The organism is Nocardia aurea, assembly GCF_003123685.1.
GTDB classification, from domain to species: domain Bacteria; phylum Actinomycetota; class Actinomycetes; order Mycobacteriales; family Mycobacteriaceae; genus Nocardia; species Nocardia aurea.
Genome location: NZ_QCYJ01000005.1, coordinates 418072 through 435767, shown reverse-complemented (window position 1 = coordinate 435767; position 17696 = coordinate 418072). Strand labels below are relative to the sequence as shown.

The 17696-nt window shown below is 66.0% G+C and carries 17 protein-coding genes; 9 read left to right on the top strand and 8 right to left on the bottom strand.

Annotated elements, in window-relative coordinates; translation table 11 throughout:
• The first annotated feature begins 113 nt into the window (after nucleotides 1-113).
• The 4 genes from DAT37_RS02635 (at nucleotide 114) to DAT37_RS02620 (ending at nucleotide 5230) form a co-directional block, all read left to right on the top strand.
• Complete coding sequence (locus DAT37_RS02635) at nucleotides 114-1295, top strand: ATP-binding protein (protein ID WP_109523000.1); 1182 nt, start codon at nucleotides 114-116, stop codon at nucleotides 1293-1295.
• A 144-nt stretch (nucleotides 1296-1439) separates the two neighbouring features.
• Nucleotides 1440-3404 (top strand): acyl-CoA dehydrogenase family protein, encoded by a 1965-nt coding sequence (locus DAT37_RS02630; RefSeq protein WP_109523248.1) that lies wholly within the window; start codon nucleotides 1440-1442, stop codon nucleotides 3402-3404.
• A 290-nt stretch (nucleotides 3405-3694) separates the two neighbouring features.
• On the top strand, nucleotides 3695-4660 hold the full coding sequence (locus DAT37_RS02625; protein ID WP_109522999.1) for an alpha/beta fold hydrolase: 966 nt from the start codon (nucleotides 3695-3697) through the stop codon (nucleotides 4658-4660).
• A gap of 282 nt (nucleotides 4661-4942) precedes the next feature.
• Nucleotides 4943-5230 carry a hypothetical protein gene (locus DAT37_RS02620; protein ID WP_109523247.1) on the top strand — a complete coding sequence of 96 codons (288 nt, stop codon included), beginning with the start codon at nucleotides 4943-4945 and terminating at the stop codon, nucleotides 5228-5230.
• Between the two features lie 44 nt (nucleotides 5231-5274).
• On the opposite strand, the gene DAT37_RS02615 is transcribed toward DAT37_RS02620, so the two are convergent.
• Entirely contained in the window at nucleotides 5275-6492 is a 1218-nt protein-coding gene (locus tag DAT37_RS02615) for a thiolase family protein (protein ID WP_109523246.1), read from the bottom strand.
• A gap of 460 nt (nucleotides 6493-6952) precedes the next feature.
• On the opposite strand from DAT37_RS02615, the gene DAT37_RS02610 reads away from it, so the two are divergent.
• The 3 genes from DAT37_RS02610 to DAT37_RS02600 are packed head-to-tail and all read left to right on the top strand — an operon-like array spanning nucleotide 6953 to nucleotide 10536.
• Nucleotides 6953-7801, top strand: a complete 849-nt coding sequence (locus DAT37_RS02610; protein WP_232839453.1) for a hypothetical protein — start codon at nucleotides 6953-6955, stop codon at nucleotides 7799-7801.
• Between the two features lie 45 nt (nucleotides 7802-7846).
• Nucleotides 7847-9787 carry a fumarate reductase/succinate dehydrogenase flavoprotein subunit gene (locus DAT37_RS02605; protein WP_109522998.1) on the top strand — a complete coding sequence of 647 codons (1941 nt, stop codon included), beginning with the start codon at nucleotides 7847-7849 and terminating at the stop codon, nucleotides 9785-9787.
• 2 nt (nucleotides 9788-9789) lie between these two features.
• Nucleotides 9790-10536 carry a succinate dehydrogenase/fumarate reductase iron-sulfur subunit gene (locus tag DAT37_RS02600; RefSeq protein WP_109522997.1) on the top strand — a complete coding sequence of 249 codons (747 nt, stop codon included), beginning with the start codon at nucleotides 9790-9792 and terminating at the stop codon, nucleotides 10534-10536.
• Nucleotides 10537-10598: 62 nt separating this feature from the next.
• Here the strand turns inward: DAT37_RS02600 and DAT37_RS02595 are convergent, their stop codons facing one another.
• The 5 genes from DAT37_RS02595 to DAT37_RS43780 all read right to left on the bottom strand — a co-directional run bounded on the left by DAT37_RS02595 (nucleotide 10599) and on the right by DAT37_RS43780 (nucleotide 12560).
• Nucleotides 10599-10736, bottom strand: a complete 138-nt coding sequence (locus DAT37_RS02595) for a hypothetical protein (RefSeq protein ID WP_232839452.1) — start codon at nucleotides 10734-10736, stop codon at nucleotides 10599-10601.
• 179 nt (nucleotides 10737-10915) lie between these two features.
• Nucleotides 10916-11137, bottom strand: a complete 222-nt coding sequence (locus tag DAT37_RS02590) for a DUF397 domain-containing protein (protein ID WP_109522995.1) — start codon at nucleotides 11135-11137, stop codon at nucleotides 10916-10918.
• 33 nt (nucleotides 11138-11170) lie between these two features.
• Nucleotides 11171-11377, bottom strand: coding sequence for a DUF397 domain-containing protein (locus DAT37_RS02585; RefSeq protein ID WP_109522994.1), 207 nt, complete (start codon nucleotides 11375-11377; stop codon nucleotides 11171-11173).
• Nucleotides 11374-12219 carry a helix-turn-helix domain-containing protein gene (locus tag DAT37_RS02580; RefSeq protein WP_232839493.1) on the bottom strand — a complete coding sequence of 282 codons (846 nt, stop codon included), beginning with the start codon at nucleotides 12217-12219 and terminating at the stop codon, nucleotides 11374-11376. The genes DAT37_RS02585 and DAT37_RS02580 overlap by 4 nt, the downstream gene beginning before the upstream one ends.
• A 182-nt stretch (nucleotides 12220-12401) precedes the next feature.
• Nucleotides 12402-12560: a hypothetical protein gene (locus DAT37_RS43780; RefSeq protein ID WP_157978241.1), complete on the bottom strand. Its 159-nt coding sequence runs from the start codon at nucleotides 12558-12560 to the stop codon at nucleotides 12402-12404.
• Nucleotides 12561-12836: 276 nt separating this feature from the next.
• Between DAT37_RS43780 and DAT37_RS02575 the strand changes: the two genes are divergently transcribed.
• Nucleotides 12837-13160 carry a hypothetical protein gene (locus DAT37_RS02575; protein ID WP_232839451.1) on the top strand — a complete coding sequence of 108 codons (324 nt, stop codon included), beginning with the start codon at nucleotides 12837-12839 and terminating at the stop codon, nucleotides 13158-13160.
• On the top strand, nucleotides 13160-13366 hold the full coding sequence (locus tag DAT37_RS02570; protein ID WP_109522992.1) for a hypothetical protein: 207 nt from the start codon (nucleotides 13160-13162) through the stop codon (nucleotides 13364-13366). The genes DAT37_RS02575 and DAT37_RS02570 overlap by 1 nt, the downstream gene beginning before the upstream one ends.
• A gap of 42 nt (nucleotides 13367-13408) precedes the next feature.
• Here DAT37_RS02570 and DAT37_RS02565 read toward each other — a convergent pair whose 3' ends face one another.
• Both DAT37_RS02565 and DAT37_RS02560 read right to left on the bottom strand, forming a co-directional pair.
• On the bottom strand, nucleotides 13409-14356 hold the full coding sequence (locus DAT37_RS02565; protein ID WP_232839450.1) for a DNA-3-methyladenine glycosylase family protein: 948 nt from the start codon (nucleotides 14354-14356) through the stop codon (nucleotides 13409-13411).
• Nucleotides 14357-14789: 433 nt separating this feature from the next.
• Nucleotides 14790-17540 (bottom strand): FAD-binding and (Fe-S)-binding domain-containing protein, encoded by a 2751-nt coding sequence (locus DAT37_RS02560; protein ID WP_109522991.1) that lies wholly within the window; start codon nucleotides 17538-17540, stop codon nucleotides 14790-14792.
• Between the last annotated feature and the right edge of the window lie 156 nt (nucleotides 17541-17696).

The window sequence follows — 17696 nt, the reverse complement described above, 5'->3', positions numbered from 1 at the left end:
GTAGAGAGTTCCCCCGCAATGACAAAGCGCGAAATACCGCTTTCTATGGAACGCCCTAGAATGCCCCAGATTAATTGAGATTTCGGCGACCGGAAGCGCTACGGTGTCGGGGTATGGACCCCGTGCGGAATCCGTATGCTCCCGGAGCCGGACAGCGCCCGCCCGAACTCGCCGGGCGCGACAAACAACTCACCGCCTTCGACATCGTGCTCGAACGTGTCGCCCGAGGCAGGCCCGAACGCAGCGTCATGCTCACCGGATTGCGCGGCGTAGGAAAGACGGTGCTGCTCAACCAACTTCGTTCGGCCGCCGTCTCGCGCAACTGGGGCACGGGAAAGATCGAGGCCCGTCCGGATCAGGAATTGCGCAGGCCGCTGTCCTCCGCGCTGCACATGGCCGCGCGCGCGATCGCGATGACGCACCGCAACCCCGAACGCGTCGACGATTTCCTCGGCATCCTCAAGGCATTCGCGTTGCGTGCCACCGCCGACAAAGGCATGCGGGAACGCTGGCAACCCGGTATCGACGTACCCGCCGTCTCCGGTCGCGCCGATTCCGGCGATATCGAGATCGACCTGGTCGAGCTGCTCAAGGAGGCCGCCGGACTGGCGGGCGACGTCGGTGTCGGCATCGCGATATTCATCGACGAGATGCAGGATCTCGGCCCCGCCGACATCTCCGCGATCTGCGGCGCGTGCCACGAACTGAGCCAGGACGCCGCGCCGCTGATCGTCGTCGGCGCGGGCCTACCACATCTGCCCGCCGTACTTTCCGCGTCGAAGAGTTATTCCGAGCGTCTTTTCAGCTATCACCGTATCGATCGACTCGACCGAGAGTCGGCGAATCAGGCGCTCATCGCCCCCGCCCAGCGCGAAGAGGTGAAGTTCACCGAGGGTGCGCTCGATGTGCTCTACGAAAAGGCCGATGGCTACCCGTATTTCGTGCAGGCGTACGGGAAAGCGGCCTGGGATCAGGCACCGGAGAGTCCGATCACCGCCGAGGACGTCGAATTGGCCTCGCCCTCCGCGGAAGAGGAGTTGGCCGTCGGCTTCTTCGGATCCCGCTATGAACGGGCGACCCCCGCGGAACGGGAGTACATGCGTGCCATGGCCGATCTGTCCGGCGACGAGGGACCGGTGGCGACCGCCGCCGTGGCGACCGAACTCGGCCGCAAACCGGCGTCGCTGTCGCCCGCGCGCGACGGCCTGATCAAGAAGGGGCTCATCTATTCGGCCGAGCGAGGAACCATCGGTTTCACCGTGCCGCATTTCGGTCGTTACCTGCGCAGCGTGTGAGATCCGGCCGACGATCGCTGAATATTCGCCGATCTATCAAGATCAATAGATTTCTGTAGAGATACATTCGCTCGAACACCTACCAGTCGGTAACTTTTCTCCCTACACTCGAATGTGATTCCCGTCACGTTCGAGGAGGAGATCATGACGACAGCGGCGAAGGTCGACGCCACCGAAGAACAGGCACGCGCACTTGTCGAGGAGTCTCGCGAAACGAGCTGGGCGAAACCCTCCTTCGCCAAGGAGATGTTCCTCGGACGCTTCCGACTCGACCTGATCCACCCCTACCCGCACCCCGACGCGGCGGACGCCGCGAAAACCGCCGCCTACCTGGCGCGGCTGCGCCCGTTCTGCGAATCCATCGACGGCGCGGTGATCGAGGAACAGGGACGTATCCCCGACGAGTACGTCCGAGGTCTGGCCGAACTCGGATGCTTCGGGTTGAAGATCCCCGAATCGTATGGCGGACAGGGACTCTCCCAGGTCGGTTACAACCGCGCGCTGATGCTGGTCGGCTGCGCTCACCCCAGCCTCGGCGTGCTGCTCTCCGCCCACCAGTCGATCGGTGTGCCGGAACCGCTGAAACTGGCGGGCACCGACGAACAGAAGGCCGAATTCCTGCCCCGCTGCGCGGCGGGCGCGGTGAGCGCGTTCCTGCTCACCGAACCCGACGTCGGCTCCGACCCGGCCAGGATGGCCAGTACCGCGACACCGACCGAGGACGGGCAAGCCTACGAACTCGACGGCGTGAAGCTGTGGACCACCAACGGCGTCGTCGCGGAACTGCTGGTCGTGATGGCCCGCGTGCCCAAGAGCGAAGGGCATCGAGGCGGCATCTCCGCCTTCGTGGTCGAGGCGAGCAGTCCGGGCATCACGGTCGAACGGCGCAACGCGTTCATGGGTCTGCGCGGCATCGAGAACGGCGTCACCAGGATGCACCGGGTCCGGGTGCCGAAGGCCAATCTGATCGGACGCGAGGGCGACGGTCTCAAGATCGCGCTCACCACGTTGAACGCGGGCCGACTCGCCATACCGGCGATGTGCACCGCGGCGGCGAAATGGTCGCTCACGATCGCCAGGCAGTGGAGCGCGGCACGGGTGCAATGGGGCAGGCCGGTCGGCGAGCACGCCGCGGTCGCCGAGAAGATCTCCTATATCGCCGCGACCACCTACGCCCTGGAAGCGGTGCTCGATCTGTCCGCGACCATGTGCGACGAAGGACGCAACGACATTCGCATCGAAGCGGCGCTGGCCAAACTGTGGGCGAGCGAGATGAGCTGTCGTATCGCCGACGAACTCGTCCAGATCCGCGGCGGACGCGGCTATGAGACCGCGGCCTCGCTCGCGGCGCGTGGCGAACGCGCCGTCGCCGCCGAGCAGATGGTGCGCGATCTGCGCATCAATCGCATATTCGAGGGGTCGAGCGAGATCATGCGACTGCTCGTCGCCCGCGAGATGGCCGACGCGCACATGGCGGCGGCCGGTGCGCTCGTCGAGCGCGACGCCCAGTTCAAGGACAAGGCCAAAGCCGCGGTCGGCGCGGGCGGTTTCTACGCCAAATGGTTCCCGCAACTGGCGGTGGGCGCGGGTACCGTACCAGCCGGATACGGTGAATTCGGGCCGCTCGCACGGCATCTGCGGTTCGTCGAACGCAGTTCCCGCAAACAGGCGCGTGCCCTGATGTACGCCATGGCGCGCTGGCAGGCCGGTTTGGAATATCGACAGAATTTCCTCGGCCGCATCGTCGATATCGCCGCCGAACTGTTCGCGATGTCGGCGGTGTGCGTGCGCGCCGAATCCCAGCGCTCGGCGGGCTCCCCCGACGCGACCGCCGCCGCCGAACTGGCCGACGCGTTCTGCCGCCAATCCCGCCTTCGGGTCCGCGCCCTGTTCGACGCGCTGTGGGACAACACCGACGACGATGACCGCGCCGTCGCGCACGGGGTCCTCGACGGTCGGTACACCTGGCTGGAGGACGGCATCTTCGATCCGAGCGAGGGGACGGGCCCGTGGATCGCGGAATGGCAGACCGGACCGTCGACGGAACCGAATCTGCTGCGCCCCTTCCTGGCGCATACCGGCTCTCCGGACGCCGATTCCACAATCTAGCTATTTCTAGTGGATCTGCTCGATTCTCCGATAGACGGCAACGGACAGCTCCGGGTCCGTTACGGTCGCCTGCCCGTTCCGCTATCGGAGAATCTAGAGAAATCTAGTGTCCTGACTACCGATTCGTAGACAGTACGAGAAGTGGGGCGCCGCCACGCCGGGATCGACCGCGTGCGTCGGTTGCGCAACGTGTGCATAACGCCTGGTATAGGCAGCTAACGCAGCGGAAATCCACACCGACAACCGGGCAAGAACGCTCCGTCCAAGGGTTCATCGCGACAGGAGACATCATGTCCACGACTATCGCCCGCCGGGCCGCCGGTCCCGATGGCCATCGCGTCACCGTCACCGCCGACGACGGCGTCCCGATCTCCGTTCGCCTCTTCGGCGACGACGACGCGACAGCCACCGTCGTCTTCGTGCACGGACACTGCCTGCGCGCCGAATCCTGGTCCTACCTGCGTGATCACCTGTTGAAGCAGTGGGGCCGAGACACCAGGATGGTGTTCTACGACCACCGCGGTCACGGCGACTCCGGCCTGGCTGACCCGTCGACGTACACCATCGACCAGCTCGGTCACGACCTGGACGCCGTCCTGCGCGCGATCGCGCCGGCCGGACCGGTGATCCTGGTCGGACATTCGATGGGCGCGATGGTGACACTCGCCTACGCGCGCCTGTTCCCCGAGGCGATCGGCACCAGGGTCGTCGGGATCGCGTTGATCGCGGGCGCGGCCAACGGCGTCACCGAGGTGGGACTCGGACGTTTCCTGCACCGCTACGCGGTGAGCACGCTCCAGATCGCGGTGGTCCGCGCGCCACGGGTGATGCAGGTGTCCAAGCGGATGACCCGCCGACTCTTCGAACCGATCGTTCGTGAGGCCCAGTTCGGCACCAAGAAGGTGAACCCCCGTATGGCCGCGGTCGCCACGGCCATGCTGAACGAGACACCCTTGCTCACGATGGCGACTTTCCTGACCTCGCTGATGACCTTCGACGAGACCGCGACATTGCACCGTCTCGGCGAGATTCCCGCACTGGTGCTCGCCGGTTCGGCCGATATCGTCGTGCCCTACGCGCACTCGGTGGTCCTCGCTTCGCAATTGGCCAGGTCCGAACTGGTCCGGCTCGATGGCGCCGGCCACAGTGTCATCCTGGAAAGGGCGGAGGAGGTCGCGCTCTCGATCGTCGCACTCGTCGCGAGGGTGTCCACCGCGATGACCGATCCCGGACCCGAATACGCGGCGGCGGGCTGAGCGGTTTCGGCCGGTACGACCCCGGCCCAGCGGGTCGCCCGGTTGCGAGACGCGCAGGGCGGGCGCAGGCTGGTCGACAAGGCCCCCGACGAAGGAGGCAACATCCGAGCAAATATCGGGTTGTGCCGGACACGAGCCTGAACCCGATTCTTTCTGTACTGTGTTGTAGATCACGTTGTGTGGTGGGTCACACGACTCGGTGTAGTGCGCCCCAGGGCAGATCCCTGATCCGGGCGGATATGGCCGGGATCGCATATCCGCCAAGGAACACAGGAGGTAATGATGACACGCAGCGATATTGCGGAACTACGCTACGCGGTCGGCCAGCTCCGGCAATCGATCGGCGCACTGCGCTCCCACTACGGGGACGCGAAGACCGTGCGCAGGCTGGAGAACGACCTCGAGCGCCTCGCCATCGATGCCGACGAGTTCGAGCAGTCCCCGCCGCCGGAGGTTTCGCATAGGCCCCAGGACACGATTTATGTGCCCGACAGCAAATCCGACGAAGCCGCCTGGATGGGCGCCCAGGACGAAGGTCTGGGATTCCACTCCAGACCCCGCACCAAGTAGCGGCGTGACGTGCGCCCGTCGTCACGGCGCACGTCGTCACGGACTCAGGCCCGGTGCCTACCGGGCCTGCGCGACGGCCGGATGCCATGGAACCGCGCGCCGCGCGGCGTCTCGACGACCGGGCTCACCTCGGCCGATTCGAACAGCGCGGCGATGCCGTGGTCACGGCCGAGCGCGATGGCCTCCAGACCGTAACGTCCCTCGATACGGGACAATTCGTGCAGCATCGTCGTCATGATCCGTAGGCCGGTCGCCCCGACGGGGTGACCGAGCGCGATGGACGAGCCGTTCACGTTCAGGCGATCACGCGGATCGAGATCCCATTCCATCGCCAGGGCGAGTACCTCCACCGCGAAACCCTCGTTGACCTCGATCAGGTCTATCTCGTCGAGGGTGAATCCGGTGTGGCCGAGCAGTTTCGCGACCGCGGGCGCGGCGCCGAGGGTCGCGGAGTCGGCGTCGCATCCGGCCGCAGCCCAGCCGACGAGGAACGCCATCGGCGTCAGGCCGAGTTCTTCGAGCCGATCCTCCGCGACAACCAGGCAGCCGGACGCGCCGTGCCGGTGCGAACTCATATTGCCCACGGTGACGACACCGTCGGAGAGCAGCGGGCGCAGCGCACCGAGGGTATGGGTCGACATATCGTCGCGCACACCCTCGTCCCGCAGGATCCGATGACCCGCGGTGTCGAATCCCGGTTCGCTCCACCCGGGGGGCTGGGCGGTCACACCGACCGGGATCACCTCCGACGCGAACAAGCCCTGGCGCCACGCGCGGGCGGCCTTGCGGTGGCTCGCGACGGCGAATTCGTCGGCCTCCGAACGCCGGATGCCGTAGTGGCGCGCGATCTCCTCGGCATTGGCCAATTCCACCGTGCGCACCGAATCGACGGCGAACGGATCGGCGGCGCATTCGACGCCGCCCGCGACCACGACGTCGGCGGCCCCGGTCTGCACCATCATGGCCGCGGTGATCACCGCTTGGAGTCCGCTGCCGCTGCGTCGATCGGTGAGAAATCCCGGCACCGCGAAGGGCAGTCCCGCGCCGCGCGCGGCGAGCCTGCTCAGCTCGGGCGCACCGACCACGCCGCCGTCGACACAGGCCATCGCCACATCTTCGATACGCCACGGATCGATTCCCGAACGTTCGATCACCGCGGAAAGCACCGTCGTGGCCAGCCAATCGGGCGGCATCCCGGTCAGCGCTCCACCTTCGACGCCACTCGGTGTCCGAACCGGTGCCACGATCGCGGCTCTTCTCATCATGGTGACTCCTTCCCCGGCCGAAGGCAGGGTCCGAACTGCGGCGCTTCCGCGGCTCCCGGCAAACGCGGGCATCGGGCGTGCCCACCCTCGTCCACGCCGCGGCGTGACGGGCATCGGTGCACGTCAAAGGTAAAACTCAAGGAAATGGGACCACGAAATTGTTGCGGTCGTGTGACGCTCCGCAACCGGAAAATCGGACTCTCGGTTCCGTTTTCACCGAGGTCGCTCGAAACATGTTCTGTTTTAGTCGAGTTCGAAATGTCGCGTTCGTCCGCCACGCAACGGGCGGGTATTCGCGGATCGGTCGATGTGGCGTAAATCATAGCTGCCACGGCCCGCCAGGATTCGCAAGACCCCGCTCAATCGATAGCGCACGTGTCGTATGGTGCTCAGCATCACATTCGATCGCGGAGGGAATGATGACCACCCGCACAGCAGATCAGCGAGGCATCCACCTGTGAGTGCCGCACCGACAGCCACCCCCGCCACTCCCGAAGCCCCACAGCCGGGAACGGGCGTCTTCGGAAAGACCCGCGCCCGCATCTCCGAGCGCACCCTGCGCACCGACCGATGGTGGATCCCGCCCCTGGTCACCGCCATCGGGCTCGGCGCCTTCGTCATCTACGCGACGATCAGATCGTATGTGCGGACGGCGTATTGGGTGGCCGAGTACCACTACCTGACGCCGTTCTACTCACCGTGCCTGAGCACCTCGTGCGAACCGGGGTCCTCGCATTTCGGCACCCCGTTCGGCGATCTCCCCGTCATCCTGCCGCTCGGCTTCGTGGTGCTGCCGTTCCTGCTCGGATTCCGGCTCACCTGCTACTACTACCGCAAGGCCTACTACCGCGCGGTCTGGTTCTCCCCGCCCGCGTGCGCCGTCGCCGAACCGCACGCGCGCTACACCGGCGAGACCAAACTGCCGCTGATCATCCAGAACGCGCATCGCTACTTCTTCTACGTGGCGGTCGTGGTCTCGCTGATCAACACCTACGACGCTATCTCCGCGTTCCACGGCAAGACCGGCGGATTCGGATTCGGCCTCGGCAATATCGTCCTGCTCGTCAACGTCATCCTGCTCTGGGCCTACACCGTGTCCTGCCATTCGTGCAGGCACATCATGGGCGGCAAACTCAAGCATTTCTCCGCGCATCCGGTGCGGTACTGGTTCTGGACCCAGGTCTCCAAACTCAACACCCGCCATATGGCGCTGGCGTGGACCACGCTCGGCACGCTCGTGCTCACCGACTTCTACGTGATGTTGGTTGCCAGCGACACGATTTCGGACCTGCGGTTCATCAACTGACCCGCGCCCGCCAGTAACCAAGAAGTCAGAGGAGAGTTCGCGGCAATGCCAGAAGTGGAACGGCACAAATACGACGTCGTCGTCATCGGTGCCGGAGGCGCCGGACTGCGCGCGGTGATCGAAGCGAGAGAACACGGCCTTTCGGTCGCGGTGGTGTGCAAATCCCTGTTCGGCAAGGCGCACACCGTGATGGCCGAGGGCGGCTGCGCCGCGTCGATGGGAAACGCCAACGAGAAGGACAGTTGGCAAACCCATTTCAAGGACACCATGCGCGGTGGCAAATTCCTCAACAACTGGCGCATGGCCGAACTGCACGCGCAGGAGGCGCCGGATCGGGTCTGGGAACTGGAGACCTACGGCGCACTGTTCGACCGGACCGCGGACGGCCGCATCAGCCAGCGCAATTTCGGCGGCCACACCTACCCGCGCCTCGCGCACGTCGGCGACCGGACCGGACTCGAGATCATCCGCACCATGCAGCAGAAGATCGTCTCGCTGCAACAGGAGGATTTCGCGGAATCCGGTGACTACGAGTCGCGTATCAAGGTTTTCGCCGAATGCACCATCACCGAACTGCTCAAGGACGGTGACCGGATCTCCGGCGCGTTCGGCTACTGGCGGGAATCGGGCAAATTCATCCTGTTCGAAACCCCGGCGGTGGTGCTGGCGACCGGCGGTATCGGCAAGTCCTACAAGGTGACCTCCAATTCCTGGGAGTACACCGGCGACGGTCACGCCCTCGCGCTGCGGGCGGGCGCGACGCTGATCAATATGGAATTCCTGCAATTCCATCCGACCGGCATGGTCTGGCCACCCAGTGTGAAGGGCATCCTGGTCACCGAGGGCGTACGCGGTGACGGTGGGGTGCTCAAGAACACCGAGGGCAAGCGGTTCATGTTCGAGTACATCCCCACGGTGTTCAAGGGACAGTACGCGGAGACCGAGACCGAGGCCGACCAGTGGCTGAAGGATAACGACTCGGCTCGGCGCACCCCCGATCTACTGCCACGTGACGAAGTGGCTCGCGCCATCAACTCCGAGGTGAAGGAGGGGCGCGGCACCGAACACGGCGGCGTCTACCTCGATATCGCCTCGCGGTTGCCCGCCGAGGAGATCCGCAGGCGACTGCCGTCGATGTACCACCAGTTCAAGGAACTGGCCGATGTCGACATCACGAAGGAGCCGATGGAAGTCGGCCCGACCTGCCACTACGTGATGGGCGGTATCGAGGTCGCGCCGGATACCGGGGCGGCCACCGTGCCCGGCCTCTTCGCGGCGGGCGAATGTTCCGGCGGTATGCACGGTTCCAATCGTCTCGGCGGCAATTCGCTGTCGGACCTGCTGGTGTTCGGCAGGCGGGCCGGACTCGGCGCCGCCACCTACGTCGCGGGCCTGCCCGCCCGGCCCGCGGTCTCCGACGCCGATGTCGACCGGGCCGCGCGCGACGCGGTCGCACCGTTCGATCCGCCCGCCGACGGCGCGGGCGAGAATCCGTACACCCTGCACACCGATCTGCAACAGGCGATGAACGACCTGGTCGGCATCATCCGCAAGGACCACGAACTGCACCAGGCCATCGAGCGGCTCGCCGAACTGCGGCAACGTTTCGCGGGCGTGCAGGTCGAGGGACATCGGCAGTTCAATCCGGGCTGGCATCTCGCCCTGGACCTGCGGAACATGCTGCTCGTCAGCGATTGCGTCGCCCAGGCCGCGCTGCTGCGCACCGAGAGCCGGGGCGGACACACCCGCGACGATTTCCCCGGCATGGATCCGGTCTGGCGCAACAAGTTGCTCGTCTGTTCCATCGACCCGGCCGAAGCCGCCCAGGCGGTGCCGTCGGTGCGGGTCACCCCGGAGGATCAGACTCCGATGCGCGAGGATCTGCTCGCGCTGTTCGATCTGTCCGAACTGGAGAAGTACTACAACCCCGCCGAACTCGCGACACACCCGTCCGGTTCGGTCTCTGCCACGGAAGGTGAGGCGTAACGATGGGTTACGACGCCAAATTCCGCGTGTGGCGCGGTGACGAAAACGGTGGCGAACTGGAGGATTTCACCGTCGAGGTGAACGAGGGCGAAGTGGTCCTCGACATCATCCACCGGCTACAGGCCACCCAGACACCGGATCTCGCCGTGCGATGGAACTGTAAGGCGGGCAAATGCGGTTCCTGTTCGGCGGAGGTGAACGGGCGACCGCGGCTGCTGTGCATGACGCGCATGTCCACCTTCCAGCCGGACGAACTGGTCACCGTCACGCCGATGCGCACCTTCCCGGTGATCAGGGATCTCGTCACCGATGTCTCCTTCAACTACCAGAAGGCAAGGGAGATACCGTCTTTCACGCCCCCCGACGATCTGAAACCGGGCGACTACCGGATGAAACAGGTCGATGTGGAGCGCTCACAGGAATTCCGCAAATGCATCGAATGCTTCCTGTGCCAGAACACCTGTCACGTGGTGCGCGATCACGACGAGAACAAGGAAGCATTCGCCGGGCCGCGTTTCCTCATGCGCATCGCGGAACTGGAAATGCATCCCCTCGATGTCGCCGACCGGCGCGACCTGGCCCAGGACGAGCAGGGGCTCGGTTTCTGCAATATTACCAAATGCTGCACCGAGGTATGTCCGGAACATATCGCGATCACCGATAACGCGCTGATCCCGCTCAAGGAACGCGTCGCCGACCGGAAGTACGACCCCCTGGTCTGGCTCGGCAACAAACTCTTCCGCCGCTGAGATCTACGACGATGTACGACAACCGGCCGGGTTTTCACAGCCCGGCCGGTCGGCGCACCCATTCACAACATCGCCACTACACCGATGGCGACCACCCACACCAGCACCCCGACGAACAACGCCGGCAACAACGAGCTGGTGAGCACGTAGACGCCGATCGATGACACCGCGAACAGCAGCGCGACGATCAGCCATTCCACCCAATCGCCAGGCCGAAGTTTCTTGTACCGGGGCGGGGCATTCTTTAACCCTCGGTCCACATGATTGGGCTACCCGACCACGGCCTCGATAAACGCCCGTTCGTTGTCGAATCTGCGCTGTTTCGTGATCTTCCGGCCCCCGGGACGGCGACTCCCTACGCCGTCCGGGGGCCGTCGAATCAGGGGCGGTCGAACTCGCCGTCCTGCACTCCGGCCGTGAAGGCGGCCCACTCACCAGGGGTGAACACCAGGACGTGACCGTCGGGGTCGTTGCCGTTGCGCAGTCCCACGTGCCCGTCGGCTAGCAACGCCACCTCCACGCTGTCGCTACCGGGGCTGTCACCCGCCTTCAGCCAGGTGGCGCCGTCGAGATCGACGTTCGTGCGGCCGTTGACGCTCATCTGCCCAATTCCTTCCGTACCGTGAAACCGGATTCACGAACGATCGAAGACGCCACCGGTCACCCGGGCGGTGAACGCGTCCCATTCGCGCGGGGTGAAGACCAGGGCCCCGCCGCCCGGATTCTTGCTGTCGCGCACGCCGACGTGGTCCGCGTCGAGGAATGCCACCTCGACGCAATCCTTGCCCGCACCGCTGCGGGTGCTCTTGAACCACCGCGCGCCGACCAGATCGAAATTCATGCCACATACTCCTTCGCGACCTGCCGTAGCAGGTGTCTACTGGGTTGAATATCGAGCGCATGACGTCGAAGACACTCGTGTGCCCGGTCGTACCGCCGCACATCGGCGTGTCTTTCGAGATAGAGATCCCCGGTGAAACCCTCCGCGTACACCACAGGCGGCTCCACCGGGTGTCCCTTGCCGTCGGTTCCGAATTCCAGAACCGTGAACGGTCCGGTGGAGACTCCGAGCGGGACACCGGCCGCGAACGGCAGGATACGCAGGCCGACATTGTCCCGTGTGCTGAAATCGGCAAGGTGTCGTAGCTGCGCCGCCATCACTTTCGCGCCACCGACCACCCGGTGCAACACCGACTCGTGCAGGACCACGTCGACGGTGGCGGGCGCGACCCTGCGGGTGATGAGCGCTTGGCGCTGCATGCGCAGCGCGACCCTGCGTTCGATCTCGTCTTCCGTATCGTCCGGGTAGCCAAGATGATTCAGGGCCCGAGCATACTCAGCGGTCTGTAGTAAACCCAGCACCAATTCGGACTGATAGGACGTCAATTTCTGCGCGGAAGCTTCCAGACCCACGTATACATCGAAGTTTTCGGGGATCAGGTCGCCGTACGCGTGCCACCAGCTCTTCACCGCCGCTTGCTGGGCCAGTCCCTTGAGACCGTCGACGAGTTCGTCGGGCATCCCGTAGATCCGACACAGCTCCTGGATATCGATGGTCCGAATACGGTCGGCCTGGCCTTTTTCCAGCCGCTGCAACGTGCTCGCACCCCATTCCATCAGGCGCGACGCCTCGGCGATCGTCAGTCCGGCCTGGGTCCGCCAATCGCGCAGGTATCTGCCCAGCTGGCGGCGCGGTAGGGTGGAGGCGGCGTTGTCGGCGCCGGTATGCGAGCGATGCCCGCCTCCGGTGACTCGTTCCGAATGTGCCGAAGTTTCTGCCGAACTCGCTGACACAGCACGCTCCGTTCTGTGCTCGGACTCGCGCGAAACGACGGCACCACGGTCCCACGAGCTCGGTTTCGTCGTCACTTCGCCTGGGCAATAGATTTTTTGAAGATGATCGGGCTCTCGAGAGTTACGGCATTTCGAGGACGATCGGACTCTCGAAAGTCACCGCCCGGCTGGTCGGCCGCCTCCGCTTCGGCGATATCCGCGTCAGCAACCTCGGCCGGGAGCAACTTCATCCACCATGGAGAATCCTGCCCTCCCCACCGGTTTTCGTGCTGGGGTTTCGCTCGAAAATTTTCGGATATCGGCAGACACCCGATCCGAGGGTGCTCACGGTGGTGTGCTGGATGTGTGCCCGGAGCCGATCAGACGGTCCCCTCCCCCCTGTGAAACCTCCGGGCACGCACCGAATTCGATGACGGAGGCCCCGCGCGATCCGCTCGATCACGCGGGGTCGACGTCTCCGGGCGCGTCACGAGCGCCGCGGGACTCACACGCAGGAACGAGGAGTCATGGCTGTACATGTCATTGCGTCGTCGTTGATGACCAGCGATTCGACCCCGCACCGAGCTCGCAGCGTCGGGCACGAGCGCTGGGTGGTCTCCTACCTACCCGGGCGCACACTGACGTGCGCACAGGCCGTGTCCGCCCTGAAGGTTGCCGAGGTTGTGCCGGACCTACTCGACTCGGTCGGCGAGCTGGCCGATCAGGTCGGCCTCACCGCGTTGGAAGCCGTGGGCATGGCCATCCACCAGGCGCCGTGGGACGAACTGCCGCACCCGCGGGGTACCGACCTGACGTCGTATTCGGCCTACATCCCGGCGGAGGTGGCGTGATGCAACTGCCGAACTTCAACATGCCCGTCACCTCGTTCCTCACCTGCGGGCGCGATCCCGGGGTGATGACCGACGAACAGGCCCACGCGGCAATGCAATTGCACCTGGATTGCACGGTCGACCGCTGCATGGTCCGACGTCGCGCCCGCACCACTCTCGTCGAATCCGGCAAATGCGTCCTCGACGAAAGGGCGCTTCCGCTCTGACCAGCTGCGCGGGGCCGCACCACCGCGGCCCCTACGCGCAGGTCAGTGCCAGGTGTGATCGGTCAGTGGGGTGCGGGGGGCGAATTTGGGTTTGTGCGCGTAGCCGCTGATCTCCAGCAGCCGAATGGCGCGGTAGCGGTGGGGGCGAAGGGGTTCGAGGTATTCGATCATTGTGGCGTCGTCGATGGGACGCCCGATCAAGGTCCATCCGACGATGGCGGCCAGGTGGTAGTCACCGACCGAGAGAGCGTCCGCGTCGCCGTAGGCGCGCTGGGCCGTCTCGGCCGCCGTCCAGACCCCGATACCGGGCACGGTCCGCAGCATGCGCGCGGCCTCGTCCGGACTCCGGACGGCGGTGCGCTCGAGCGAATCCGCGACGCGGGCGGCGGCGACGATGGTCCTGGCACGTTCCGGGCCGACATTTGCCTTGTGGAATGTCCACGACGGGATCCGGCGCCAGGTCTGCGCGTCGGGCGGGAGCAGGAGTCCAGCCGGGGCGGGACCGGGAGCGGGGGTGCCGAATTTCCGCACGAGGGTCCGCCACGAGGCGCGCGCCGAGATCGTGTGCACCTTCTGTTCGAGCACCGCGGGTACCAGGGCTTCGAAAACCAGTTTCGTCCGCAACATGCGCAGACCGGGGAAGCGGCGGTGCGCGTCGGCGAGTTTCGGATGTTCGGGGGCGAATCCGGAGAGATCTTCGTCCAGGCAGAGCATGTGCTCCAACCCGTCGAGAAATTCGGCGGCGCCCGGTCCCCAGGCCCTGGCGTCCACACCGCACGGACCGGCTTGGGCCAATCGGTAGGTCACGGGGCCGGTCGGCATGCGCGAGGCGTGCCAGTGCGCGCCGTCGGCGGTCACGCGGTGGCACGGGTCGCCGGTGCCGCGACGCAGGGGGGCGAGCGTCGGATCGAGATCGATCGGCCGGTCCGCGATCACCGTCCGGGACGGGCCGGGGTGGCTCGTGTCCGGGATTGCCGTCGATTCGCGCACCGCACCATTGTGCTCGCCCCGCCGCCGCGATCGGTGTCGACCCGGCGTTCTCCGAGGACTTCGGGTCACCGGATCCTCCGTCGCGCGGGAGGTCGCGGGCACCGGCATCGATCCCGCCGGATTCACCGGATATGTCGCGATAGGTATTCGACATAATCACCGATCTACGCCCTCTGTAACACGCCAATTTCAGCAGGCGATAATTCTTTCGATGATTCCTTAGAATCAGCGAACATGCAGCAATAGCCGTGATGGAAGGGCGACATGATCACGAATCTTATCAATGCGCTTCTCGCCGCCTGGGGTGGCGTTTTCGCCGGTAGCTCCGGTTACCAGATTCCGCCAGGCATGTTCCCGTCCGGCAGCTGAGGCGATACACGCCCGCGCTCGCATCTCACCGCGGCGGTGCGGGAATCCGCCGCCCGGACCCGAATCATCGTTCTTCCATGAGTAACTCGACCAGGTGACGGCTTTCGCGGGCGGCGAGTTGCGCCGCTTGGGTGCGGCAGGAGAATCCGTCCGCGAGGAGTATCGATTCCGATCCCGCACTTCGCACAGCGGGCAGCAGACCATTCTCGGCCACCGCGACAGAGATGTCGTAATGGCCGGACTGCATCCCGAAATTTCCGGCAAGACCACAACATCCGGTGATCTCGCGCACATCTACCCGCATTGCGGCTAATATCTGGCGATCGGATTCGAAGCCCAATACGGCGTGCTGATGGCAATGCGGTTGCACCACGACCGACAGGTCCGAACGCACCGGGGGTCGCCAGTCGGGATGCTCGCCGAGGAATTCGGCCATCGTGCGCACGGCGGCGGCTGTAGCCCGCGCACGCGGATCCTCGGGCAGCAGTTGCGGCAGATCCGCGCGCAGCACCGCGGTGCACGAGGGTTCCAGCCCGACCACGAGTCCTCCCGCGCGGACATGCTCATCGACGGCGTCGAGGGTCGCGCGCAGCCGAGCGCGCGCCCCGTCCAACTGTCCGGTGCTGATCCAGGTCAGTCCGCAACACACCCGTGCGCGCGGCACCACGACCCGGTAGCCGAGCCATTCCACCAGCCGCACGGCGGCCAGCGCGATCTGCGGATCGAAGGCATCGGTGAAGGTATCGATCCAGAGCATGACCTCGGGACCGTTCCCGGACTCGGTGGGTCGCCGTGCTCGCCATATCCGGCGAAAACTGCGTTCGGCGAGAACCGGTATCGGCCGTCGCGGGTCCATCCCCGCCGCCCGCAAACCGGTGCGACGCAGGCGGTCGGACCGCGCGAGCGCGTTCGCCAGGCGGGGTACCCGGGTCGCGACTCGTAACCACCGGGGCAGCCACCCCAACGTGTAGTGATCGACGGGCCGCGGACGTCGCCGGTAGCGGCGGTACAGCGCTTCCGATTTATAGGTCGCGACGTCGACGCCCGCCGGACAGTCGGTCCCGCACGCCTTGCAGGACAGGCACAGATCCAGCGATTCGGCGACCGCCTCCGACGTCCAGTCGAGCGCGCCGCGCGCCACCTCCTGGAGCACCCGCGCCCGACCTCTCGTGCTGTCCTTCTCGTCGGCGGTCGCCTGATACGACGGACACATGAATCCGCCCTCGGCCCGGCATTTCCCGACGCCGACGCAGCGGTGCACGGCCGTGCCGAAATCGCCGTCGTCCTCGGGGAAGGCGAAGCCCGCGAGCGGAATTCGAGGCAGTCCCGCCGCACGCAGATCGGCGTCGACCGGGCGCGGTTCGACGAGGACGCCCGGGTTCAACAAATTCCCCGGATCGAAAAGTGCCTTGTAACCGGCGAATACGTCGAGCACCTCGCGGGAGTACATGACCTCCAGCAGTTCCGAACGCGCCCGCCCGTCACCGTGTTCGCCCGACAGCGAGCCTCCGTAGCGGACGACCAGTTCGGCGGCGTCGAAGAGGAAGGCGCGGAACCGTTCCGGCGCGCCGACGATCGGCAGGTCGAGACGGACATGGATGCAGCCGTCGCCGATATGGCCGTACAGCAACCCGTCGACGTCGTGCGCCGCGGTGAGGTCGGCGAAATCCCGCAGGTAGTCACCGAGCCGTTCGGGGGGAACGGCCGCGTCCTCCCACCCCGGCCAGGCCGGACGCCCGTCGGGTGTGCGGCCGGCCAACCCGGCGCCGTCGGCCCTGATCCGCCAGAGTGCCGCGGCCTCGACGGGATCGGTGACGATGCGCGAGTCCAGCGCGTCGGCCGCGCGGACCAGCGCGCGGGCCGCCGCCAGCGCCTGCGCCTGCGAATCACCCGACGTCTCGACGAAGAGCCAGCCGCCGCCGCGCGGGAGTTCCGGCACGCTGCCGTGGCGGGCGCGCACCACGTCGACGAGTCGCGCGTCGATCCCTTCGACCGCGATCGGGGCGCACGCCATCACCGCCGCGACATCGTCGGCGGCAGCGGCGATTCCGGGATAGCCGAGCACCGTCAGCACCGTGGCGGCGGGTACCGGCGCCAGTTCGACGGTCGCCTCCAGCAGCAGTCCGCAGGTGCCCTCGGTCCCGACGAAGGATTTCGCGACCGCCGAACCGCGTTCGGGCAGTAGATGTTCCAGTCCGTAGCCCGACGCCTGCCGGTCGAAGCGACCGAGATCGGTGCGCAGGACCGCCAGGTTGGCACGGGTGAATTCCGGGAGACCGGGAACCGCCGACGGATCGCACCCGAGGGTTCTCGCCGCGCCGGTGCCGTCGAGTATCCGCAGTTCGGCGACATTGTCGGAGGTGCGACCCCAGGCGACGGCGTGCGGCCCGCAGGCGTTGTTGCCGATCATGCCGCCGAGTGTGCAGCGGTTCTGGGTGGAGGGATCGGGACCGAATCGCAGACCGTGCGGGCGGGCCAGCCGTTGCAGGTCCGACAGCACCACCCCCGGCTGGACCCGCGCCAGCCGCCGCTGGGGATCGACCTCGAGGATACGGCGCATATATCTGCTGAAATCCAGGACGAGGCCGGGGCCGATCGCATTGCCCGCCACCGAGGTTCCGCCGCCGCGCGCGGTGACGGTGAGCCCGTTGTCGCGGGCGAATTCGAGGGTGGCCGCGACATCGTCGTCGGCGCGCGGGAAGACGACGGCCGTGGGCAGCACGCGGTAGTTCGACGCGTCGGTCGAGTATTCGGCGCGACGGCGCGCGGACAGATCCACCTCGCCGTCGACACGACCGCGCAATGCCCGCACCATCCCGTCGTCGATCACCCTGCCAGCCTAAACGCGCTGTTCAGCCCGCGTGGATTCCGCCGTCGGCGGAAATCCGCTCCGAACGGGGAAATCGGCTTGCTCTCAACCTATGTTGAGGTCTTAATGTCGGAGGTCGAGCGTTGAATGGGCGGGAAGCGA